The sequence below is a fragment of the Phyllobacterium chamaecytisi genome, assembly GCF_020164455.1.
GTDB lineage: Bacteria > Pseudomonadota > Alphaproteobacteria > Rhizobiales > Rhizobiaceae > Phyllobacterium > Phyllobacterium chamaecytisi.
The window spans coordinates 13,592-35,576 of the sequence record NZ_JAIQWW010000011.1 but is presented as its reverse complement, the minus strand read 5'-3'; the positions used below and the strand labels follow the sequence as shown (position 1 = coordinate 35,576).

The 21,985-nt window shown below is 57.0% G+C and carries 26 protein-coding genes; 6 read left to right on the top strand and 20 right to left on the bottom strand.

The genetic code is table 11. The features are described from left to right. Window positions 1-3 precede the first annotated feature (3 nt). Genes LB462_RS17320 through LB462_RS17295 form a run of 6 tightly spaced genes read right to left on the bottom strand, consistent with a single transcriptional unit; the run spans window position 4 to window position 5,775 of the window. Window positions 4-1,182, bottom strand: a complete 1,179-nt coding sequence (locus tag LB462_RS17320; RefSeq protein WP_224510606.1) for a M24 family metallopeptidase — start codon at window positions 1,180-1,182, stop codon at window positions 4-6. Beyond that, window positions 1,179-2,279, bottom strand: a complete 1,101-nt coding sequence (locus LB462_RS17315; RefSeq protein ID WP_224510604.1) for a mandelate racemase/muconate lactonizing enzyme family protein — start codon at window positions 2,277-2,279, stop codon at window positions 1,179-1,181. The genes LB462_RS17320 and LB462_RS17315 overlap by 4 nt, the downstream gene beginning before the upstream one ends. Continuing rightward, window positions 2,280-3,437 (bottom strand): M20 family metallopeptidase, encoded by a 1,158-nt coding sequence (locus LB462_RS17310; RefSeq protein ID WP_224510602.1) that lies wholly within the window; start codon window positions 3,435-3,437, stop codon window positions 2,280-2,282. Between the two features lie 14 nt (window positions 3,438-3,451). After that, window positions 3,452-4,201 (bottom strand): amino acid ABC transporter ATP-binding protein, encoded by a 750-nt coding sequence (locus LB462_RS17305; RefSeq protein WP_224510600.1) that lies wholly within the window; start codon window positions 4,199-4,201, stop codon window positions 3,452-3,454. 11 nt (window positions 4,202-4,212) lie between these two features. Then, window positions 4,213-4,941 (bottom strand): amino acid ABC transporter permease, encoded by a 729-nt coding sequence (locus LB462_RS17300; protein WP_224510598.1) that lies wholly within the window; start codon window positions 4,939-4,941, stop codon window positions 4,213-4,215. 24 nt (window positions 4,942-4,965) lie between these two features. Beyond that, window positions 4,966-5,775 carry an ABC transporter substrate-binding protein gene (locus tag LB462_RS17295; protein WP_224510596.1) on the bottom strand — a complete coding sequence of 270 codons (810 nt, stop codon included), beginning with the start codon at window positions 5,773-5,775 and terminating at the stop codon, window positions 4,966-4,968. A gap of 303 nt (window positions 5,776-6,078) precedes the next feature. Here LB462_RS17295 and LB462_RS17290 point away from each other — a divergent pair, with 303 nt between their 5' ends. Continuing rightward, entirely contained in the window at window positions 6,079-6,972 is an 894-nt protein-coding gene (locus LB462_RS17290; RefSeq protein WP_224510594.1) for a GntR family transcriptional regulator, read from the top strand. A 101-nt stretch (window positions 6,973-7,073) separates the two neighbouring features. Here the strand turns inward: LB462_RS17290 and LB462_RS17285 are convergent, their stop codons facing one another. Next, complete coding sequence (locus tag LB462_RS17285; RefSeq protein ID WP_370637210.1) at window positions 7,074-7,343, bottom strand: DUF2312 domain-containing protein; 270 nt, start codon at window positions 7,341-7,343, stop codon at window positions 7,074-7,076. Between the two features lie 240 nt (window positions 7,344-7,583). Then, complete coding sequence (locus LB462_RS17280) at window positions 7,584-7,889, bottom strand: DUF1244 domain-containing protein (RefSeq protein WP_224510592.1); 306 nt, start codon at window positions 7,887-7,889, stop codon at window positions 7,584-7,586. A gap of 481 nt (window positions 7,890-8,370) precedes the next feature. Here LB462_RS17280 and LB462_RS17275 point away from each other — a divergent pair, with 481 nt between their 5' ends. Next, window positions 8,371-8,796 carry a DUF1036 domain-containing protein gene (locus LB462_RS17275; protein ID WP_112524623.1) on the top strand — a complete coding sequence of 142 codons (426 nt, stop codon included), beginning with the start codon at window positions 8,371-8,373 and terminating at the stop codon, window positions 8,794-8,796. Continuing rightward, window positions 8,793-10,229 (top strand): pyruvate kinase, encoded by a 1,437-nt coding sequence (gene pyk / locus LB462_RS17270; protein ID WP_224510590.1) that lies wholly within the window; start codon window positions 8,793-8,795, stop codon window positions 10,227-10,229. Before LB462_RS17275 ends, pyk begins: the two co-directional genes overlap by 4 nt. Window positions 10,230-10,499: 270 nt before the next feature. Here pyk and LB462_RS17265 read toward each other — a convergent pair whose 3' ends face one another. From LB462_RS17265 to LB462_RS17245, 5 genes are all read right to left on the bottom strand, one after another. After that, window positions 10,500-11,105: a tetratricopeptide repeat protein gene (locus LB462_RS17265; protein WP_224510589.1), complete on the bottom strand. Its 606-nt coding sequence runs from the start codon at window positions 11,103-11,105 to the stop codon at window positions 10,500-10,502. A gap of 62 nt (window positions 11,106-11,167) precedes the next feature. Continuing rightward, the gene (gene ykgO, locus LB462_RS17260) at window positions 11,168-11,293 is read right to left on the bottom strand and encodes a type B 50S ribosomal protein L36 (RefSeq protein ID WP_091880250.1); all 126 of its coding nucleotides are present in this window, start codon (window positions 11,291-11,293) and stop codon (window positions 11,168-11,170) included. 166 nt (window positions 11,294-11,459) lie between these two features. After that, window positions 11,460-12,533, bottom strand: coding sequence for a 5-(carboxyamino)imidazole ribonucleotide synthase (locus tag LB462_RS17255; protein WP_224510587.1), 1,074 nt, complete (start codon window positions 12,531-12,533; stop codon window positions 11,460-11,462). A 2-nt stretch (window positions 12,534-12,535) separates the two neighbouring features. Next, complete coding sequence (gene purE / locus LB462_RS17250) at window positions 12,536-13,033, bottom strand: 5-(carboxyamino)imidazole ribonucleotide mutase (protein WP_209999185.1); 498 nt, start codon at window positions 13,031-13,033, stop codon at window positions 12,536-12,538. Window positions 13,034-13,121: 88 nt separating this feature from the next. Continuing rightward, on the bottom strand, window positions 13,122-13,325 hold the full coding sequence (locus LB462_RS17245) for a YdcH family protein (protein WP_099997693.1): 204 nt from the start codon (window positions 13,323-13,325) through the stop codon (window positions 13,122-13,124). A 226-nt stretch (window positions 13,326-13,551) separates the two neighbouring features. Between LB462_RS17245 and LB462_RS17240 the strand changes: the two genes are divergently transcribed. Further along, window positions 13,552-13,731 (top strand): YdcH family protein, encoded by a 180-nt coding sequence (locus LB462_RS17240; RefSeq protein WP_114431205.1) that lies wholly within the window; start codon window positions 13,552-13,554, stop codon window positions 13,729-13,731. 115 nt (window positions 13,732-13,846) lie between these two features. Here the strand turns inward: LB462_RS17240 and LB462_RS17235 are convergent, their stop codons facing one another. From LB462_RS17235 to LB462_RS17225, 3 genes are all read right to left on the bottom strand, one after another. Next, window positions 13,847-14,110, bottom strand: coding sequence for an ArsR/SmtB family transcription factor (locus tag LB462_RS17235; protein ID WP_224510585.1), 264 nt, complete (start codon window positions 14,108-14,110; stop codon window positions 13,847-13,849). Between the two features lie 56 nt (window positions 14,111-14,166). Next, on the bottom strand, window positions 14,167-15,408 hold the full coding sequence (locus LB462_RS17230; RefSeq protein WP_224510583.1) for an MFS transporter: 1,242 nt from the start codon (window positions 15,406-15,408) through the stop codon (window positions 14,167-14,169). Window positions 15,409-15,791: 383 nt separating this feature from the next. Beyond that, complete coding sequence (locus tag LB462_RS17225; RefSeq protein ID WP_224510580.1) at window positions 15,792-15,977, bottom strand: DUF1192 domain-containing protein; 186 nt, start codon at window positions 15,975-15,977, stop codon at window positions 15,792-15,794. A gap of 96 nt (window positions 15,978-16,073) precedes the next feature. Between LB462_RS17225 and LB462_RS17220 the strand changes: the two genes are divergently transcribed. Further along, a complete protein-coding gene (locus LB462_RS17220; RefSeq protein ID WP_224510578.1) occupies window positions 16,074-17,078 on the top strand; it encodes an NAD(P)H-quinone oxidoreductase in 1,005 nt (334 codons plus the stop codon). Between the two features lie 59 nt (window positions 17,079-17,137). Here the strand turns inward: LB462_RS17220 and LB462_RS17215 are convergent, their stop codons facing one another. Next, complete coding sequence (locus tag LB462_RS17215) at window positions 17,138-19,336, bottom strand: esterase-like activity of phytase family protein (RefSeq protein ID WP_224510576.1); 2,199 nt, start codon at window positions 19,334-19,336, stop codon at window positions 17,138-17,140. Window positions 19,337-19,564: 228 nt separating this feature from the next. Here LB462_RS17215 and LB462_RS17210 point away from each other — a divergent pair, with 228 nt between their 5' ends. Continuing rightward, a complete protein-coding gene (locus LB462_RS17210) occupies window positions 19,565-20,260 on the top strand; it encodes a DUF1013 domain-containing protein (RefSeq protein ID WP_112524581.1) in 696 nt (231 codons plus the stop codon). A 43-nt stretch (window positions 20,261-20,303) separates the two neighbouring features. Here the strand turns inward: LB462_RS17210 and LB462_RS17205 are convergent, their stop codons facing one another. Genes LB462_RS17205 through LB462_RS17195 form a run of 3 tightly spaced genes read right to left on the bottom strand, consistent with a single transcriptional unit; the run spans window position 20,304 to window position 21,929 of the window. After that, complete coding sequence (locus LB462_RS17205; RefSeq protein ID WP_112524584.1) at window positions 20,304-21,014, bottom strand: helix-turn-helix transcriptional regulator; 711 nt, start codon at window positions 21,012-21,014, stop codon at window positions 20,304-20,306. Next, window positions 21,001-21,600 (bottom strand): DJ-1/PfpI family protein, encoded by a 600-nt coding sequence (locus LB462_RS17200; protein ID WP_224510574.1) that lies wholly within the window; start codon window positions 21,598-21,600, stop codon window positions 21,001-21,003. Before LB462_RS17200 ends, LB462_RS17205 begins: the two co-directional genes overlap by 14 nt. A gap of 29 nt (window positions 21,601-21,629) precedes the next feature. Next, window positions 21,630-21,929, bottom strand: coding sequence for a DUF1127 domain-containing protein (locus LB462_RS17195; RefSeq protein WP_224510893.1), 300 nt, complete (start codon window positions 21,927-21,929; stop codon window positions 21,630-21,632). Between the last annotated feature and the right edge of the window lie 56 nt (window positions 21,930-21,985).

Genomic DNA, 21,985 nt, shown 5'->3' with positions numbered 1-21,985 from the left:
TGTTCAGTGATCTGCAACTTCAAGCAGTTCGCGGCCGATGCTGCCGAGAGCGCGATATCCGGTTTCAGTGACGACGATGGTTTCGCTGACACCGACTGTGAAGCGCCCGTAGATGCGAAGCGCCGGAGGAAGGTGAAATGTCATTCCCGGCTGCAACTCGGTCTTCACGCCAGCGTTGAGGCTGAGGATGGCACCCTCGCCCCAGTCAGGTGCAAACGAGATTCCGACACTGTAGCCAAGGCGCTTGCGGAAATTGTCGGTATAGCCGGCCGCGTCGATCACCTTCTGGCAGGCGATATGCGGACCCTCGCACGGTACGCCCGGGCGAATAGCATCGAGTGCAACCTGCAGCGCCTCCTGGCAAGTCTTCATCATGTCGGCGGCTTCCTTTGGAGGAGAGCCGATCCAGGCGGAGCGCATGAGGGCAGCGTGATACCGGTCATGGCAAGCCGCCATCTCGAGGAAGGCGGGATCGCCCGCTTCGATCTCGCGCCGGCGCCATGTACCATGGGGGACTCCCGTGCGCGGGCCGACGGAAACGAGCGGCTCCATACCGAGATATTCAGAACCGGCACTGATTGCCGCCCCCATCATTGCCGCGACGAGATCGTTTTCGCTGGCTCCTATCCGGACTGCGGCAAGCCCCGCCCGCATTCCCTTATCGACATAGCTGGCGGCACGCTCGAGCTTTTCGACCTCGAGAGAAGACTTGACGGCGCGAAGGCTCTCGATCAACCCGGCACCGTCATGAATCGCTCCCAATCGGGCCTGCAGCGCTTCGTAGACGGCTATCGGAAGGAACCAGCCACGCTTATCGATCGCGACCCGCTTTGAGGCAAGACCGCGTTTTTCGATGACCGCCACCAGGAACGAGACGGGCTCGTCGCCATCCTGATAAACCTCCGCATCCGGAATGAAAGTGTTGGCGATGAAATTGAAATATTCGAGTTGGCGGATGACGAAGACCGGATCTCCGGCGGCAGGAAGCACCAGCGCCTGAAACGTGTAGTATCCGGGGGTCTGTTGACCTGTCAGATAGAAGATGTTCTCCGGACCCGTGACAACGAGCGCGTCGATACCTGCAGCGGCAAGGTTTTCGCGCGCCCGCGCCTGCCGGCGCTCATATTCCTCCTTGGGAAAGGCAGATTCCTGTCCCTGCACAACACCGCTGGATATGTTCATGCTGAAAACTCCCTGATGAGACGCGTCTTTGATGCTTCGAATGTCAATCCCAAGCCCGGCGCGGCACTACTGCCCACCCGGCCTTGCGCGTAGATGAGACCGCTCGCCGGATCGTTCTCCAGGCCGTCTGCGCCATAGAGTTCGGCAAAATGCGGACCAACGGCGCAGGCAAGATGCAAGGCAGCAGCCGTCGCTATGCCCCCTTCGTTCATCTGACCGATCATGAACGGAATGCCGGCCGCACGCAGCCGATCCGCAGCCGCCCGCGTGGGGGCTATCCCGCCCAGCTTTACAAGCTTGAGATGGGCCCAAAGTCTGCCTTTCGACCTGATTACGGTGTCAACATCAGCCTGGCCTGCAACGCTCTCGTCCAGCATCAGAGGGATGGGGCTCGTCTCGGCGAGCCTGTTCAGCACATCCCAGTCCCCGGCGGCCACCGGCTGCTCGACATAGGCCAGTTCGAATCCCGCCAGCGCTGACAGATTTTCCACAGCCTCGTCAGCGCTCCACGCTCCATTCGCATCGATCGCAAGCTTGATGTCCCCGCCGAACCGCTCGCGGAGTGCAACCAGCCGCGCAACGTCATCGTCAAATCCGGCAGAGCCGACACGCACCTTCAGATCGCGGAACCCGCGCGACACGTAGCTCTCTGCCTGCGACAGGAAGCGCCCGGCTGAAGAAATGAAGAGCGTCTGGTTGGTGGGATATGAGACCGATCGGATGCAATCAGCGCCGAGCCATGCCGCAAGCGGAATACGGTCCCGCCTTGCCAAGAAATCGTGGAGCGCGATATCAACAAGCATCCGCACCGGTGCACTCACGCCATCGGTCATCGCGAGGTCTGTTAGAAGGCGTTCGGCATCCTTCGTCCAGTCAACACACTCCAACAGCCCTACTGCCTCACACTCGACAGTTTCGGCCGCCATTCCGTTCAGGTAGGCGATGTTGATGCGAACCTCGCCCACCGCCGTGATTTCCTTGTCCTGCAATCGCAGGTGTAGGGTGTCCAAGCCGTCAACAGGACCCGACGAGGCCGTGTGAAGCATAAGACCGCCGCCGTAGCGAAGCGAGGTGCGATAAAGTGAGGCGCGCATCATCTAAGCCGAGAGCATTGACTTCGCGACGTCACGATAGATGAGGGCCGCCGTGACGAATTCATCAACCGGCACGAATTCATCCGGCTTGTGAGCGACAGATAGAGTGCCGGGCCCTATCACCGTTCCCTGTGCACCGAGTTCCCGGAAGTGGACGAGATCGCAGCCTCCCTGAAACCCGAACGGGCCTGGCGTCGAGATCCCATGGGCCCTGCACGCGGCGAGGCTTGCCTGCACTATTGTGGCATCGCCTGCCGTTTCGGTCGCGCTGCCAGTGGTCGCCCTGTATTCGACGATCTCGGCGCGCAAGCCAAATCGCCGATTGGCCGCCAGCAGCAGATCGGCGATCTCCTTTTTTACAGCCTCTTCGTCCTCGCCCGGGACCATCCGGCGGTCAAGCAGCAGATCGCAAGCGCCCGGCAGCACATTGTCTGCATGGCCGCCCCAAATGCGGGTTACTGTGAGACTGGCCTCCCCGACCAGTGGATGAGCGCGGAGACGCACTACTTTATCGTGGTGGGTCTCGATCATTCCGAGGAGCTGGGCCGCCCGGTAAATAGCGTTCTCTCCAAGATGAGGTGTGCCCGAATGAGCGGACACGCCGTACACGCGGACAACCGGGCGCAAACTTCCCTTGTGGGCGGAGAATGTCGTGTTTGACGTCGGCTCGCCGACAACAGTGAAGTCAATCTTCGGCTTGCCCGCTGCATAGAATTTTGCTCCCTCACTCGCGATCTCCTCGTCACCGACGAAGACGCCGAGCAGCGTGCCGGACCAGGACTGACGCTCGGAAGCCAGCATCCGCAGGGCTTCCACCATCGCGATCAGGGGTCCCTTGCAATCGCATGCGCCGCGGCCGAAGAGCTTGCCATCGGCCTCGCGAAGCTGGAAAGGGTCGGAACTCCACCCCTCTCCTGCCGGCACGGTATCCATGTGGGTATTAAAGGCGAAGACTGGGCCAAGACCGTTTTCAAGCCGCGCCTCGACGTTGAAACGGCCGGGTTTGTATTCCGTCAGCGAAACATCAAAGCCAGCCGCCACGAGGAGGTTCTGGACGTAGACCGCGGCATCGGCTTCCCGGCCTGGCGGGTTTTCCGTGCGGATACTGATGATTTCGGCGAGTTCGCGCTTCATGCGCGCGGTGTCGGGCATCTGGGACATGTATATTCTTCCGGTTAGTGCAGTATCTGATCGAGAAACCGCCGCGCGCGCTCGTTCACGGTGCCGCCGAAAAACTCTTCGCTGGACGCGTTCTCGATGACTTCGCCGTTCTCCATGAAGACGATTTGATCGGCAGCGCGTTTGGCAAAACCCATTTCATGTGTGACAACAATGCTCGTCATGCCCTCGCTGCTGAGTTCCGCCATTACGTCCAGAACTTCTCGGATCATTTCCGGGTCGAGGGCGGAGGTTGGCTCGTCGTAGAGCATGAGCTTGGGCTTCATGGCGAGCGCGCGGGCAATTGCAATGCGTTGCTGCTGGCCACCCGACAGCTCGTCAGGAAAGAAATCCGCTTTTTCGGGAATGTGGACCTTGCGCAGCAGATCGGTCGCGATGTCGTGGGCGTCCGCCCGGCTGATACCCGACACCTTCATCGGCGCAAGCATGATATTCTCGACTGCCGACAAATGCTGGAACAGTTCGAAATTTTGGAAAACCATCCCGATATGGCGGCGAATTTCAGTAGCGTTGCGCAAATCAGAGGTAATATCTGCGCCATCGAAGAAGATATTACCGCTATCCGGTGGCTCAAGAAGATTGACGCAGCGCAGGAGCGTGGACTTCCCGGATCCCGAAGGCCCGATTATGACGACGGTTTCCCGGCTCTTTACGTCGAGGCTGCATGCCTTGAGCACCGCGTAGTGCCCGAAGCTCTTATGGACGCCCATCAATTCGAGGAGTGGCGGCTGAACAGACGTTGTCATGGCTTTCTCCTTCACCGGGATTCGGTTTGCTGGGTGATGAGCGTCAGCCGATCAAGAAGGGGGACCGACTTTTGGCTTCGACGGGCTCGCTTGGGGTCAAGTGATCGTTCGAGGAAGTATTGAAACACCATGAACAGAGTGGTCAGCGCCAGATAGTAGATACCCGCCGCAGTCAATGCTTCGAAATAGCGGAAATTCGAGCTCGCCGTCTGGTTGGCAACGAGCAGCAGTTCCTCGACCGCGACGACAGAAACGAGAGCGCTCGTCTTCAGCATGCCGATCATCTGATTGCCAATTGGTGGAAGGATGATACGTGCAGCCTGCGGGATCACGATATAGCGCATGACGGCAGCCCGCGTCATACCGAGCGCCAGACCGGCTGTCCGCTGGCCTTTCTTCACGGCCTGTAACCCGGAGCGAATGATTTCGGCCATGTAGGCGCCTTCATTCAGCGACAGCGCGATGACGGCACTGACGAAAGCCGAAAGCCGGATTCCGAAGGTGGGCAGAACATTGTAAATGAATATGATCTGGAACAGGACGGGCGTGCCGCGGAAGAGCCAGAGATAGACCAGCGTCGACCCCTGCAGAAAGCGGAAGCGCGATTCCTGCAGGAGCGCCACGACGAGACCGACGATAATTCCGAATAGAAGCGATGTCGCTGTAATCAGGAGCGTAAGCATCGCACCGTGAAAGAAAGCGGGCGAAACCAGGTAGTCGAAGACGAGTTCGAGTGACATCCCGCTCTCCTTCTCTAATGCATGTCAGTTGAAGATCGATACGGAGGCCGGAAGTTTCCATTTTTCGATCAGTTGCTTGTACGTTCCGTCAGCAACGATCTCCTCGAGCGCCGCCTTTATTGCGCCCTGTACCGCTGTATCGCCCTTGCGTGTTGCCATGCCGATGCTGGTATCCGATTCGAACTCGGCTCCGACCGTTTCATAAACGCCCGGCACCTCGGTTTGCAGGACAACGGCACCGGGTGTGGAGTCGAAGGTGGCATCCGCCCGACCCTGCCGCAACGTCAGCGCGGAATCCTGCGCGGTCGGGAATGTCAGGACCTTGACGCCGTCGAGGCCCTTTGCCTTGCAGCGCTCATCGTCGGCGCGAGCCTGGTTCTCCTGAATCCCGCCGAGCGTCACCGAAATCGTCTTGCCACAGAGAGAGTCATCCCGCCCTGTTATTTTTGCCGGATTGCCCGCCTGAACAATGACCTGATTGCCGATTTTGAGATACGGAATGAAGTCGACCTGCTCGGCGCGCTTGGCATTCATATACATCGCCGAGTTGATGAGATCGATCCGGCCGCCGCTGAGCGCGGGTATCAGACCTTTGAACTCCATGTTCATCGCCTTGGCCTGGCCATTGAGTTTCTTGGCCAGCGCCTGGATCATATCGATGTCAAAACCCGTAAGCTGTCCGCCCTTCTGAAATTCGAACGGCGCAAAGGTAGCAGCAACGCCATATGTCAATGATCCATCCTCGACCAAACCGGTTGCAGGCAGTTCCGCAGCAGCCACGGGCGTGGCGGCGCACAACGTCAAGGCAAATGCAGCAATCGTTGTCTTGTTCATTAGCTTCCCTCATTTTTCTGCGTGACTAATATTGCACTTTATGTTACTAACAATACAATTCATTCAGGAGCTGTCAAGTCGGAAGTGCGTAAAATTGCGCATTCAATGGCTTTGCCTAATATTTGGGCAAGAATGTGCCTTTTTGCCTCAAAATGAGCATTTCCGCTTGATCATGTCAGGTTGTCGGGCGGAAATAACACATTTTTCCTATGCCAACTGGGACGGTCGACACGCGATCCGCTTGTGAATTCTATCAATACAATTGTATAAGCTCGGCACTACTCGTACTAAGTGGACCCTGAAATGGCGAACAATGCGCGTCAGAGCCGATATCGGCTCGCCAATCAAATTCTTGATGTTGCGCGCGAAGCGCGCTTCGAACCTGGCCATCACCTGCGCGAACAGCAGCTTGGTGACCTGCTCGGCGTCTCCAGGACACCGATACGGTCCGCACTCACCTTACTTGCCGAGCGTGGCGCGGTTGAGGCAATCAAGAATCAGGGATTTTTCCTCAAAGCCCCGCCCGAAGAGCTTCACCGGTTGGAAGTCGAAATTCCGTCTACGGCCGATCAAGATCTCTATACCCGCATAGTAGAAGACCGGCTTTCTGGCCAGCTCAACGAAACGATCACACAGACTGAAATCAGCCGCCGCTATGGTGTCGACAGGATTCTCTTGCAGCGTACGATTGCGCATCTAGTCAACGACGGGTTGATCGCCAGGAACAGCGGCCGGGGTTGGATCTTTCTTCCTACCCTTGATACGCAGGTGGCTCTGCGTAACAGCTATGACTTCCGTAAGACGATCGAGCCGGCAGGGATTTTGCTTAAAACGTTTCGCTTCGATGCTGCGGCCCTCGAACGATCGCGTCTTCAGCATCTTTACCTTGAAGCGCATCCTGATATCACGACCGTAGATCCCCGCCAGCTTTTTGAAACAGATGCGCAATTTCACGAAATGGTTGCTGAATTCAGCGGGAACATCTTCTTTCTGCAGGCGATACAGCAACAGAACCGGTTGCGCCGCCTATTGGAGTTTGGCGGGTACACCAACCGTCGACGCGTTCGGGATTGGTGCCACGAGCATGTCACCATTCTTGACGCAATATCCGTCGGCGACCAACAGAAAGCTGCCCTGTTGATGACGAGCCACCTTACAACTGCGTTGACAGCAGCACCACGCTATCAAACGGCATAGATAGCCGATGGGGTTCTACCCAGCCATAGCAGAAAGGCACCTGCGATTGCGGAAACGGCCTCGAAGGCTGGAGCGTATGCTTGCAGCAGAGACTCGAGTAGTCATACCATCCCGAGCGCATTCATATACAATTCAAGGATCGCTTCTTCTTCCTTGCGCTCGTTGGCGTCCTTCTTGCGCAGACGGACAATCGTGCGGATGATCTTGGTGTCGTAACCGCGGCCCTTGGCTTCGGCCATCACTTCCTTGATATCGTCCTGGAGCGTTGTCTTTTCCTCTTCCAGACGCTCGATGCGCTCGATGAACTGCCGAAGCTCTGCCGCAGCCACACCTTCGACGCCACCCTGTGCTGCCAAATCATCCATGCTCATCTCTCGCTCCGTAAAAGTTCATCTTGCGACTCAAGACCGGTCGCGCGAGGGGTTCCGATGCCCGACCAGTGCATGATGAGTCAAGACAATTGAGTCGGATCCGTCTGGTTATGCGTGGTTCGACAAGCTCACCATGAGGGAGGTCGTGTCAAAGCGGGACCGGGATTCTGCACCGTTGACGATGGGTATTGCAATCGCTACCACCCTCATGGTGAGCTTGTCGAACCACGCACAGCCCCCTCAATGTGCGGGCTTGTTCGTCTCAAAAGCTGCTTTCTGTGCATCGCTGGCCTCGCGCTGATGCTTGGCCTGCCATTCCGCATAGGGTTCGCCATAGATGATTTCGCGCGATTCATCCTTGGAAAGCTCTTCGCCAGACGCTTCAGCCGCTTCGCGGTACCAGTTCGACAGGCAGTTGCGGCAGAACCCCGCCAGATTCATCAGGTCGATATTCTGCACATCGCTGCGGGTTCGCAAATGCTCCACAAGCCGGCGAAAAACGGCGGCTTCGAGCGCAATGCGCTGGTCGTCAGTAAGATTGCTCATTTAAACGTCCTCGATCGGGTCTGGTTCGGGGCCAGATGCCTGGCTCCATACATATTGGAGTAGCGATTCATTGCGTCAAGAACAGCTGCTTGTGCTGATTGCCGTGGCGGAACCGGCAACGGGAAATTAGCAATCAACGAAGGTCTTTCAAACCGAACAAGGGTTGTTTTTTGTCTTTCACAGCATTGCTCTCACCACAGGCATCATTCTTTTGTCTTAGTGTTGCAGGAACTCTACGTGGTTGCGTTGACAATGCACAAGAAACTGCCGAAAAGGGTGACCACGATGTACGGAGGCAATATTGCGCAAGTGGTCTATATTCCACGCTGAACTGCATCAGCGGACGCGATTGGGCGGCTTTCTAAAGCAATTCCAGCAAAAGTGTGCAGCGGTTTTGCGTCCGGAATTGCGTAACAACAAACGGCTGGTGCAGTTCGGTATTTCGAAGAAAAACGGAAATGCTCTAGCGGCTTTTTTATTCATTTTCATTGCGGGCAGTTTTTTTGCGCCTGAGAAAGCCCATGCCGATTTTCGCGTCTGCAACACAACGCAAAATCTCGTCGGCGTCGCGCTCGGTTACCGGGCCAAATCCGGCTGGGTCACCGAGGGCTGGTGGCACGTCAATGCGTCCTCCTGCACAACGCTTGTGGTCGGACCGCTGACTTCGCGCTATTATTATCTCTACGCCGAAGACGCGCAGAGTGGCGGGCGCTGGGATGGCAGGGTGAACATGTGCGTCGCCGAAAACCAATTCAAGATTACCGGTATCAATGACTGTTTCGCGCGCGGCTTCCAGCGCTCCGGATTCCAGGAATACGATACCGGCGAGCAGACAAGCTGGATGGTCCAGCTTACGGAAGAAAATCCCCCCTCCTCTCCAATCGTAACGGATACCCCCGCTCCATGAGACGCCGCCGCAAGGTCAAAATTTTAGCCACACTGGGTCCCGCTTCCTCCGACGAAGCCATGATCCGCAAGCTGTTCGAAGCCGGCGCGGACGTGTTCCGCATCAACATGAGCCATGCCAGCCATGACCTGATGCGGGAACTTGTGCGCCGCCTGCGCAATGTCGAAAAGGAAGTGGGACGGCCGATCGGCATTCTCGCCGACCTGCAGGGGCCGAAGCTGCGCGTTGGCAAGTTCAAGGACGGCAAGGCCGACCTTGTTGCAGGGCAGACCTTCACGCTCGACGACAATGACACGCCGGGCGACAATACCCGCGTATTCCTGCCCCATCCGGAAATTCTCGAAGCTGTTGAGCCGGGTCACCGCCTTTTGATCGACGATGGCAAGCTCGCGCTGGTGGCGGAAGCTTCCGATGGCAAGCACATTCGCTGCCGTGTCGTTTCCGGAACGAAGATTTCCGACAAGAAGGGCGTCAGCCTGCCTGATACGACGCTCGGCGTCAGCGCCCTCACCGAAAAGGACCGGCGCGACCTCGATGCCGTCCTGCAGGAGGAAGTCGACTGGGTTGCCCTGTCGTTTATCCAGCGGCCGGAGGATCTTGCCGAAGTACGCAAGATCTCGCGCGGCCGCGTTGCCTTGCTGTCGAAGATCGAAAAGCCGCAGGCCGTCACCCGCCTCGAAGAGATCATCGAGCTCTCTGACGCGCTCATGGTTGCCCGCGGCGATCTCGGTGTTGAAATGCCGCTGGAGACGGTTCCCGGTATCCAGAAGCAGATCATCCGTGCCTGCCGCAGAGCAGGTAAGCCAGTCGTCGTCGCCACGCAGATGCTTGAGTCCATGATCACGGCAGCCGTTCCGACGAGAGCCGAGGTTTCGGACGTTGCGACAGCCGTATTCGAAGGCGCCGATGCAGTCATGCTTTCGGCCGAGTCCGCCGCTGGCGCCTATCCGGTCGAAGCCGTATCGACCATGGCGCGCATCGCCGAGGAGGTCGAGCGCGATCCGAACTACCCGGGCATCATTCACGCCCAGCGTCCCGAGCCGAACGCGACGGGCGCCGATGCGATTTCACTGGCGGCGCGCCAGATCGCAGAAACGCTCAACCTCTCGGCCATCGTTACCTACACCGCATCCGGCACGACCGGACTGCGCGCGGCACGCGAGCGGCCGCTCTTGCCGATCATCGCGCTTTCTCCGGTTGTCGAAACGGCGCGCAAGCTCTCTCTCGTCTGGGGATTGCACTGCGTTGTAACTGAGGATGCCAGCGACCTCGACGACATGGTCGATCGCGCCTGTCACATCGCCTACCAGGAAGAGTTCGGCAATCCAGGGGATCGCATCATCATCTCGGCCGGCGTGCCACTGCGTACGCCCGGTTCGACCAATATGTTGCGCATCGCCTACATCGGATCAGATGGGCTGACGGGTATCTGAGCTCCTCGCTCCGTCATCCTCGGGCTTGACCCGAGGACCCATTGGAACCTTCAAAATAGAAGCGCTGGGTTCTTGTTTCTTCAAAAGTGCGGGTCCTCGGGTCAAGCCCGAGGATGACGGAGAGGTGGAGGATGGTCATTGCGTTCGGGCCAAAAACCGGAACGCAATGACCGGATTCCTACATAAGAACCACCGATTCCGATGCAAGAATCATCGATTCTGGCGCACGTTTTTCTACTTATGCAGGAAAATTGGTTGTGGCGACGTGCGTTACGTCCGCTGGCCAGTCAATTCGTCGGCCAGTTCACCCGCCTGCTTCTGCGCCTCGCGCATCATCGGATAGACCGTCAGAACGCGCTCGAAAGCCTGTAAGGCGGCTTCCTTGCGGCCGGTATCCTTGAGGATCGCCGCCATGCCGGCCATTGCCCCGAAATGCCGCGGTTCAAGTGCCAGTGTCTTCTGGATATCCGCCATCGAACGCCCGTAGTCGTTCACCAGAAAATTGAGGGTTGCGCGTCTGTTCCAGCCTTCGGCATAGTCCGGCTTCATAACGACGACCTGGTCGAGAAAATCCAGCGCGACCGAATACTTCTTTTCTTCCATGGCCTTAGCGGCCCAGCCCATCATCAGGTCAATAGTGGGACTACCGGAATTCTGCCATTGCGCCTGTATCAATGAGGCGATGCGCGCCGCCTTGACTTCGTTGCTTTCGCGCTTCAACGAGGCAAACAGATCATCCAATCTTGCTGCGCGCTTTTCAGCCAGTGTCTGGTTGGGCAAGGCGGCCTGTTGCGGCGGCGGGAGTGGATCCTGCGCGGTGGCAATTGCCGGCAAGCCAAGTAAAAAAATAGCTGAAAATACAACAACGTTCCGCATGATACGAATGGTAATCCGTATCAGCGAAACGTCAAATGCAAATAACCGTGAGACGGGTAATATCAGCCCTGGCGCGCTTTGAAACGCGGAGCAGTCTTGTTGATGATATAGATGCGGCCCTTGCGACGGACCAGCTGATTATCACGATGACGGCCCTTCAGGGCTTTAAGGGAGTTCTTGATCTTCATTTCAGCACCGGTATCTTTCGCCCGAAACCGGGCACCAATAAAAAGCGCGCCTAAAAAGCGCGCCGTAAACACGTTGCGGGGAAATAGCCAAGGATTACCTGTATTGTCAACACCCGGCTCACGATTCATGGCATGATTCATCGGGGAATCACGCATTTATTTATCGCTAGAGGCGTTTCGTGATCCGCGTCACATGGCCCATCTTGCGGCCAGGACGTGCTTCCGCCTTGCCATAGAGTTGCAGGACAGCGCCGGTTTCCTTGAGGATTTCCGGAACTTTTGCGATATCGTCACCGATCAGGTTCTCCATGACACAATCGGAATGCCGCCTCGTATCACCGAGCGGCAGACCCGTGATTGCCCTGATATGCTGTTCGAATTGCGATACGGCGCAGGCCGCTTCAGTCCAGTGACCGGAATTGTGCACGCGCGGGGCAAACTCATTCGCCAGTACAGTCCCATTGGCAAGCACGAAGAATTCCATGCCGGCAACGCCCACATACTTCAAGCCTTCCAACAGCTTACGGGCTGCATCGGCGGCAAGGCCCGCAACGGTCGATGACACAGAGACCGGCACCGTCGAGGTCGCAAGAATTCCATTCTTGTGGACGTTCTCGGTGATGTCATAAGTCTTTATATTGCCAGCCTCATCCCGCGCCGCGATGACGGAAATTTCACAGACAAAATCGACCAGCGCTTCCAGTATGGAGGGAACGCTGCCAATGGCAGCGAATCCTTTTTTGGCGTCCTCACCTTTTTTACCGGAAAACTTGACCTGTCCCTTGCCGTCATAGCCGAAACGACGTGACTTGAGGATGCCTTTGCCGCCGAAGGCCAACAGAGCCGCTTCAAGATCGCCCTCGTTCTCGACACTGAGCCATTGTGTCGTCTGGATCCCCGCATTGTTAAGGAAGCGTTTTTCGCTGACGCGGTCCTGCGAGACTTTCAAGGCGAGGGGCGATGGAAACACAGGTTTGATTTCACTGAGTATTTCGGCCGAATCGACAGGAACATTTTCAAATTCATAGGTGATGACGTCGCTAAGTTCGGCAAGCTGTTCAAGCGCATTCGGATCGTCATAGGCCGCAACGATATGGTCGTTTGCGACTTGCGCCGCCGGACAATTCTCCTGCGGTTCGAGAATGATCGTTTTGTACCCGAGCCGAGCCGCTGCCATTGCAAGCATACGACCAAGCTGACCGCCACCGATAATACCGATCGTTGATCCTGGAGAAATCATGCTTACGCCTCGTCAGAAGGTCTCAACGCGACCTTGTCGCTTTGTGCCTTGCGGAAATCGTCCAGCCGCTTTGCCAGCGCGGCATCGTTCAGGCTAAGAACCGCAGCGGCCAGCAGAGCGGCATTGACCGCGCCGGCCCGGCCGATCGCCAATGTGCCAACAGGGATGCCGGCTGGCATCTGCACGATCGACAGGAGTGAATCCTGCCCGGAAAGCGCCTTGGATTCCACCGGCACGCCAAACACGGGCAACGCCGTCATCGATGCGGCCATCCCCGGCAAGTGAGCAGCCCCTCCTGCGCCCGCGATAATCACCTTGAAACCGGCGTCTCGCGCGCCTTTGGCGAAGCTTACGAGCCTGTCAGGCGTTCTGTGCGCGGAAACAATGCGGTCATCGTGAGAGATGCCGAGACTGTCGAGCGTTTCGGCAGTGTGACGCATGGTTGCCCAATCCGACTGGCTTCCCATGATGATTGCAACATCGGCGCGTTTGTCAGCCATTGAGCATCCTGTAAATCTGTCGGGAGGAATTAACGGAAAAGACGGACCGCCGCAAGCTGGCGACGGAACTGCAAAACAAGGTTTAAGGTCAGGCGATAATGTCGGGAGTGATCTTGTCTTCAAGCTCGATGAGCTTGTCTTTGATGATGAGCTTCTTCTTCTTCATTCGCTGGATACGAAGCTGGTCGCAGCCAACCTGGATCATTGCTTGTATGGCGGCATCGAAATCCAGATGCTCCTGTTTTAATCTTGCGACTGCCAATCGAATGTCAGCCTGATCCTGGTCGGACATGCAGTGATTCCCGGTATTTCGCTGTAAAAAGAATCGCGTCTCTGGTTGTGGACAACCTGTCCTCGCCAGCACGTCGCCATATCATATTTCAAGGAACAAGAAAATCCTACGAAACAAATTCGACAATTGCTTAAAGTGATGGCACAGTGTCACGGCTCTGTCATAAACTTGCTGCCTGGCAAGCAGAGCATGCATACGTGACGAAACCAACCAAGGGAGAAGCCGGATGGCCATTGAGTCTCATCTTGAAACGCTTGAACGTAAGCATGGAGCGCTCGAAAAGGAAATTTCCGACGCGCTGTTAAGTCCCGCCTCCGACGACCTGACGATCAGTAATATGAAACGACGCAAGCTGGTGCTCAAAGAGCAGATTGAAAGACTGAAAGCAGCCGTCACTCACCACTAACGACCCGGAAGGGCCGCAGAATTCCAGTCGATAGCTTGAAGAAGCGTTGTACTGGCAGCCAGAAAAAACCCGGTTCCCGCATAGGCGGTGAGCCGGGTTTTTGCTTTTCAGCGGATTACTCGTTCCAGAACTGGTCGAGCCACAGGTTCAGATGAAAGAACCCGTTGTCATCGACAGCATAGATCCGCCGCGTGCCTTCGGCTTTGACTGATACCAGCCGCGCGTCTAGCAGCGCCTTGAGGTGTTGTGAGACGGCGGGACGGGAAATCGGCAGGCCTGTCGCCAGTTCGTTCACAGTTTTTGGTCCGCGTCTGAGCTCCTCGAGCAGATAGCGGCGGTTTGGATCAGAAATTGCTGCAAAGGCATCCGTTTCGACCATCCAGAATAGTCATTTTAAACCAGCGGCAATGTCAACGGATTTCGTACCGGACCGAACTATTCGGGCAGCGTCTCGGCACGCGGATCCAGCCTCACCCCTTCGGGCGTTACGCGTTCGGAATGAACCGTCTGGAAGTTGTCGCGCAGTTCGATCGGCACGGGTGCGCGCATTCGTGACCTTATAATCGCGTGAGCCATGATCGAAATATGCGCCAGCGCCGTGATGGCAAATAGACCCTCAGGCGCAACGCTTTCCATGGCCCAGGCGCCGAGTATCGGCCCAATCATGGTGCCAAAACCATAGAGCAGCAACAGTCCGCTTGTGACCTTGATGAAGCTTTGCTGATCCGAAAAATCATTCGCATGGGCAACAGCCACCGGGTAGAGCGTATAGGCGAGGCCGCCATAGATCGCGGTCATGATCAGAATGGTCGTGGCATGCCTGGGTGCAATCAGGAAGATCAACAGGCCGATCAGCGCCGCAGCACCGCCGACGAAAGCCAGCACGTACCGCCTGTCGGTGCGATCCGACATGCGGCCAACCGGGATCTGCATCAGCGCACCGCCCATGACCGATGCGCTCATCATCAGAGCGATCTCAGTGGTCGATATGCCAGTCGCCGCGCCATAAACGGCGCCGAGTGTTCCGAACGCACCATTGGCAATGCCGATCAGAATACAGCCGAGGAACGCCACCGGGGAATTGCGATAAAGTGCCTTCAAATCGAGCTGCACTTCGGTCAGTGGCTTCGGGCTGCTGGCCGTGGAAATTGCGGTCGGGATAAGTGCCAGGCAAAAGAGAATGCCGGACATCATGAAGAATGTGCCCGTATGCACGTCGCCGAAGCCGATCATCATCTGCCCGACAGTGATCGAACCAAAATTCACCACCATATACAGCCCGAAAATTTGCCCGCGATTGGCATTGGTCGCGCGCTCGTTCAACCAGCTCTCGATCACCATGTAGGAACCTGCCATGGCAAAGCCGGTCAAAGCGCGAAGGACGATCCAGGCGGTCGAATCGACGAGAATTCCCGTAAGCAGCGCCACAATCGCGGCGATCGATGCAAAGGCGCTGAAGGCCCGGACGTGCCCGACACGGCGCACAAGCCGCGGCGCAAGCAGACAGGAAGCGATGAAACCACCCGCCCAGGCTGTTCCCAAAAGACCGAGAGACGTCGTTGAAAAACCTTCCGCGCCGCCGCGCAAAGGCAACAGCAATCCGTGGAGACCGGATGCCATAACGAGGAAGGAGGTGCCGCAGAGGAGCGCGAAGACCTGAATGAACGAACGGAACACGGCAAACCCTTCAAGCGAATGGGGAATGGAGCCAGCCTGGAGCAGGCTGGTGATGACTTCGTCTCAATCAGCAATGCGGAGATTTTAGGTCACCCGCAAAACTTAGAGCGGAGAACGTCCAAATGGAATCGTTCTGCTGGAGGGAATTTGGTTCAAGGTCGAGGGGTTTGGCGAGGCCGATGCCTTTCCATCGGACGAAGCCAAAGTCCGATGGATTTGAGCCAAATTCACCCGGCCCTTCGGGTTTCCGGCTGGCGGACACCCACTTTGTCAGGCGGCTTCGTCCGATGGATAAACATCGGCCTCGCCACCTTCCGCGTGGATTGTCTCGCCATCTGTGAAACAGAACTGGTTCCATTTGAATGTTCTCCGCTCTAGTCGGCTCAGCGGAACAGCGCCTCGGCAGCGACCTTGCTATCACCCTTGCGTGACCGCTCTTCCTCAAGACGTGTGGTCTCGGAACGCAGCAGAACAATCCGCTCGTCAAGTTCGGCAACCGATAACAGCGACAAGTCCTGCCCGATGTCGTGAACAATCTTGCGCCTTGGTTCTTCGTCGAAAAGTGACATTATTTCCTCCACTTGTCGTCCTAGTGTTCGAGGATACAGCCCAACTGCTTGGAATTGCAAACCATTCCGGCGAATCAATCCAGAGGGAGATCAACCATGGCCGAAACAATTCCGACGACGATGACGGCGATCGAAATCACCGCGCCGGGCGGTCCCCTGGTCCTCAAGCCGGGCGAGCGCGTCGTTCCGGAGCCGAAAGCCGGCGAGCTTCTCGTCAAGGTACGCGCAGCCGGCGTCAACCGGCCCGATGTGCTGCAACGGCAAGGTCACTATCCCCCGCCGGCCGGCGCGTCCGATATTCCTGGTCTGGAAATCGCCGGCGATGTCGTCGCGGTTGGCGAAGGCGTCACTCGTTTTCGCATGGGCGAGCGAGTAACGGCGCTCGTTGCCGGCGGGGGTTATGCCCAATATTGTGTGGTACATGAAACCAACGCATTGCCGATCCCTGCGGGCTACGGCTTCATTGAGGCCGCAGCAATTCCGGAAACCTATTTCACCGTCTGGCACAACGTGTTCGAGCGCGGCGGCTTGCAGAGCGGCGAAACCTTCCTCGTGCATGGCGGATCGTCCGGAATAGGTACCACGGCAATCCAGCTGGCCAAGGCATTTGGCGTCACGGTAATCACCACTGCAGGTTCGGATGAGAAATGCGAAGCCTGTCAGAAGCTCGGTGCTGACCGGGCTATCAATTATCGCAATGAAGACTTCGTCGAGGCGGTCAAGGAGGCGACTGGCGGCAAGGGTGTCAACCTCACTCTCGATATGGTGGGTGGCGATTATACGGAGCGCAATTATGAGGCCGCAGCGCTCGATGGCCGTATTGTGCAGATTGCCTTCCTGAACGGCGCCAAAGTCACAACGGACATATCGAAACTGATGGTAAAGCGTCTGACCCATACCGGGTCCACTCTTCGCAATCGTCCGGTCGAGTTCAAGGCGGGGATCGCACGCGAACTCGAGCTCAAAGTATGGCCCCTGCTGGTGGAGCGCCGTGTAGCGCCGGTGATCGACATGGTCTACCCGCTGCATGAGGCCTGGCGAGCCCATGAACGCATCGAAGACGGTCACCATATCGGCAAGATCGTGCTCGATGTTGATTGAAAAGAAGACGTCCACCCTCCTGTTCGGGAGGATGGACGCGAAAGCCCGGTAAAAGCGGCTCAGTTTGTTGCCTGAACCTTACCGATATTGAAGAACATGGTTTCGCCGGACGAACCGTCGACACCATCATTGTCGGTCACCGCATAACCATTGCCGTCGGAGTCGACGGTAAAGCCTTCAAGCTTCTCGGCGACATAGCCATTGCTGGCCTTGAGATCACCCATGAAGTCATGGGCCAGCGTCTTCTCGACCACTGGAAGCTTTTCGCCGATCTTGGCAGGCTTCAGCCCGTCAAGCGCCACGCGATACAAGCGCTTGTTGACGGCGTTTGCACCGACCTGATTGTCGCGTTCGATGATGTAAAGCTGGCCATCATGCGCAGTGATTTCGGACAGCCCCACCCAACCCTTTTCAGTCTTGTCGAGCGGATAGGAAACTGCGCTCCATTCCTTCTTCTTGATGTCATAGCGCAGGAGCTTGACGAAACCCTTTTCGTCGTCCTTCCATTCGCGCTGGATCGGCATCCAGAGCACAGCGTCATCGCCTTCGCCAACACGGGTGATGCCTTCGAGACCGTAGCGGATCTGGTTTGGCAGCAGGTCGTCCGGCAGCGCGATTTCTTTCTTGATTTCGCCCTTGTCGTTCACATTGAGGATCGCATGCGGGACAAGCTTCGCCTGATCGCCCTCGTTGGCAAGCCAGAAACCGCCGTCGCCATCGGTAGTGATACCTTCAAGATCGAGCTTCTGGGCTGCCTGGCCGCCACGTTTGACCACCAATGCGTTAGTGATTTTTGCCGGCGTCTGCTTGGCATCGATCGTATAAATTGTCGGCGCGGAATAATAAATCGAATCCGATACGGCATAGAGCTTGCCGGATTCCTTCAGGTCACCGACGAGACCAGATAGCGCGCCCCAGCCGACAGGCGTCCCATCATCTTTCGTTGACGAGACGATGAGCGGATAATTGGGCTTCTGATCCTTGAGCTCATAGATCATGACATGCGACCGGGCACCGCCATCTTCGACGAGGTCCGTTTCATTCGCCGTAATCAGAAGATTACGCGACGGGATCGCAAGAACGCCTTCCGGTCCAATGCCTGAGGGCAGAAGCTGAACGAATTCCGGATCAGCGCCCGTATCCTTGTAAACACCGACCATGGATCCGCGTTCGCTGGCAACGAAGAGATATGGAGTATCGCCAAACTTGGCGAATTCGGCTCCTTCGAGCTCAACACCCTTTTTGTTGCGCTTGTCCGGATAATGTCCAGCTTCCGCAATCTTGTATTCGAGCGACGGGCCGGACTCGTAGGCCACCTTGCCGTCCTTCGTGAAGATGGTGAAACTGCGCGAACCACCTTTGTAGTCGCCTTCATTGGCGACAACGAAGCGATCATTGTCGAGCCACTTGACGGTGTCCGGCTCGCGCAGCACACCCTTCATGCTGCCATCGAACTTGAAAGCTCCATCGTTCTTCACATCGATCTTGTCCAGATCGACGGTACCTGCGGAGAAATGGCTGACGATCTTACCGGTCGCGGCATCGACAACAGCGATATGATTGTTCTCCTGCAGGGTCACCGCAATCTGATTCTGACTGTTGATCGAAACGAATTCCGGTTCCGCGTCCGACGGTGCAATCTCTGAAAGGCCGGTCAAGTCCACCGTTTTCATCGTTACGCAATCCGGGGCGCCGTCTTTCAGCGAGAATATCTTGAGGTTGCCCGAGGGCATCTGCGGTATTTCGCCGTCATTCAATTCTTCGTCGCGCTCGTTCTCGATGACCACGGCGGCAAAAGTCTTGTCGGGGGAGATCGCTACCGAATCCGGCTGTCCGCCGAGGTCGCAGGTCGCGTTGACCTTGCGTGTGGCAATATCAATGACATCGAGTCGTCCCGATGGATTGGTTTTGCTTTCGGACGTATTGACAGCGGCCAGAACGTTTCCGCCAACGGTCGCAACCGACGTCGGCTCGCCCTCGACCTTGATGATTCCGCCCGCCAGCGGCTTGGCCGGATCGGTGATGTCAACGAAGCCGATGGCACCATAGGGGCTGTCGGAATAGATCAGCGTCTTGCCATCTTCCGATGCAGTGATGATTTCCGACGATGTCGGCTTCGACTTGTCCGCATCCTTCGGCAGATTGTCGGCGACAGGGAAACTTGCAATACGGTTGAAAACCGGTTCAGCAGCGGCTGGAAGGGCAACGGATGCTGCGAGGGCAGTCCAGAGCCCAATATAGAGCGATTTGCGCGACATGTTTTTGTAAACCTCCTGTTTTTGTTGGAGGATGGTTCGCCTAGCCGCATTGCAATGGAATGACGGTTTCGTGACAGTTTGATGAAACGCCCGGTTGTACCCGGTTGTGATCGAAACCGATTCTTGCTCATCGAACAAAATAACGCTATATAGGCGCCGAATTCCCGGAAATTGTGGTTGAACCCACGTCCCGCGCCCCCGGAGCGGACGAACGAGAGGACTATATCTATGGCCACCCAGCTTCTAATGCCAAAGGCAACGGCCGTCTGGCTTGTCGACAATACTGCGCTGTCCTTCGATCAGATCGCTGCATTCTGCAAGCTGCATCCGCTCGAAGTGAAGGCGATTGCCGATGGCGAATCCGCCCAGGGCATCAAGGGCCTTGATCCGTTGATCACTGGCCAGTTGTCGCGCGAGGAAATTGCCAAGGGCGAGGCTGATGCTAACTACAAGCTGAAAATTCTGGAGCCGAAGGTTCGCGTTCCGGAAACCAAGCGCAAGGGTCCGCGGTATACACCGCTATCGAAGCGCCAGGATCGCCCGAATGCCATTCTCTGGCTGGTTCGCAACCACCCGGAATTGAAGGATGCGCAGATCTCGCGCCTGATCGGCACGACGAAATCCACCATCGAACAGATCCGCAACCGTACGCACTGGAATTCAAACAACCTTCAGCCGATGGATCCGGTCACCCTCGGCCTGTCCTCGCAGATTGATCTGGACATCGAGGTGGAGCGCTCGTCCCGCGGCCGGCCGGTACAGCAGCCCGGCGAAGGCGGCGATACGCTGCTCCCCGCATCGGCAACCGAAAACCTCGACATTCAGCCAACGGTCCGCGAAGAGGACCAGGAGCTCGACGCCGACAAGGTATTCGCCAAGCTGTCGTCCCTCAAGGGCCATCAGGAAAACGAAGACGAAGAATAGACTTTACAAAAACCGAAAAAAAGCCCGGCAATGCCGGGCTTTTTTATGACGCACGAGCCTTGTTGTCCGGCGTCTCGCTCAGCTCTACACGCCGGTAGAAATCCGCCAGGGTTTTGCCGCGCTCCTGGCGGAAAATCCGGTCGATCTTCTCGACCTTGGCGATCCGGTCAATGCGGAACGTACGAAAATCATTGCGCAGCTCGCACCAGCTGATCAATGTCCACACTTTGCCCCAGAACCATAACCCGAGCGGCCGGATGTCACGGGCACTCTCATTACCGTCGAGATCAGTGTAAGTGATCGATAGAATGCGGCACTGTTCCGCAGCGTTTTCCGCAAGATCAATGAGTGCCCGGTCATTGTCACTGATGTTATAACTGGTCGAGTGAACATGGGTATTCGTAATGCGCGGGCGCTCTTCTTTGGGCAGAACGGCGCCGATCTTGATGATGGCTTCTTCCGCAGCGCGGGCCATGGATGCACCACCCCAAGCCGTAATCAGCCGCGCACCGGCGACAAGCGCCACAACTTCATCGCGCGTAAACATCAGTGGCGGCAGATCGAAACCCTCGCGCAGGATGTAGCCGACGCCGGCCTCACCATCAATCGGCACGCCGGTCGATTGCAGGTCAGCGATATCACGATAGATCGTGCGCTCGGAAACCTCGAGCTTTTCGGCAAGCTGACGCGCGGTTACCAGGCGCCCGCCACGCAGCTTCTGCACAATCTGGAAAAGGCGGTCAGCCCTGCGCATTGTCGGTCCTATACTCTCTGGCGATGAATTCGCGCATCTCCGCAACCTGTCCGGCCTTTTCGGGGTAGAGAGCTTCGAGGAAATTGGTCGTGAATGTACCGGGTGCAGACCCTGGAGCACTGACAATGTGCGCGTCCCGCACCGCATGGGGAACGTCCTGGTAGAGTGAAGATCCCGGGTAGTCGCTTATCTTTGACTGTATCCAGCCGGCGCCATTGCTCGTATGTTTTCGCCCTTCAAAAAGCCCGGCGCGAGCCAAAGCCAACGTCCCGCCGCAAATGCCGCCAACGATACCGCCGCGGGCCAGTGTGGCGCTCAATAAGGGCGCAATGTCAGGAGCATCCTCGCTCGGCCAGGTCTCGGCGCCGATGACTGCAACCGCATCGAGGTCGGCATTTTCCTCAGGCGCGACGCCGCGATCCGGCATCAGTCTGAGGCCGCCAATGGATTTGACCGGACCGGTCGACGGCGACAGCGCTACGGTACGTGCGCCAAACCAGTCGACCGCCGATCCCGAAAGCAATCCAAATTCCCAATCGGCGAATTTATCGACGAAAACGAACCCGATCGTCTTTTTCTGCTCCATATCTTTCGCTCCCATTTTTGCCGATTATCTCAGCATTCTAGTCCGAAATAACCCGATTTGCTGACTTTTCTCGGCCGGCGAGCCTTCGGCCATCCAAGCTGCCATGGAGCGAGGTCGGAGCTGGCACTTTCCGTGCCAGCCTCATTTTCTTTCATGGAGCCTCGACGTGCGAGGCGTTCGGCATAGGCATCCGGCCAGCCGATATCCTTCAGGATGTGCTCGGGAAGCGTACTGATATGACGCTCCGTACGCATTTCTTCACGGTACGCTGTGAAATCCGAAAGCAGACGCCTTACTGTGCGGGCAATGCCAAAATCAACGTAAGTCATATCCCTGTCTCCTTTTGACTACGGAGACACTATCGCACACCCCTACTGACAACCTT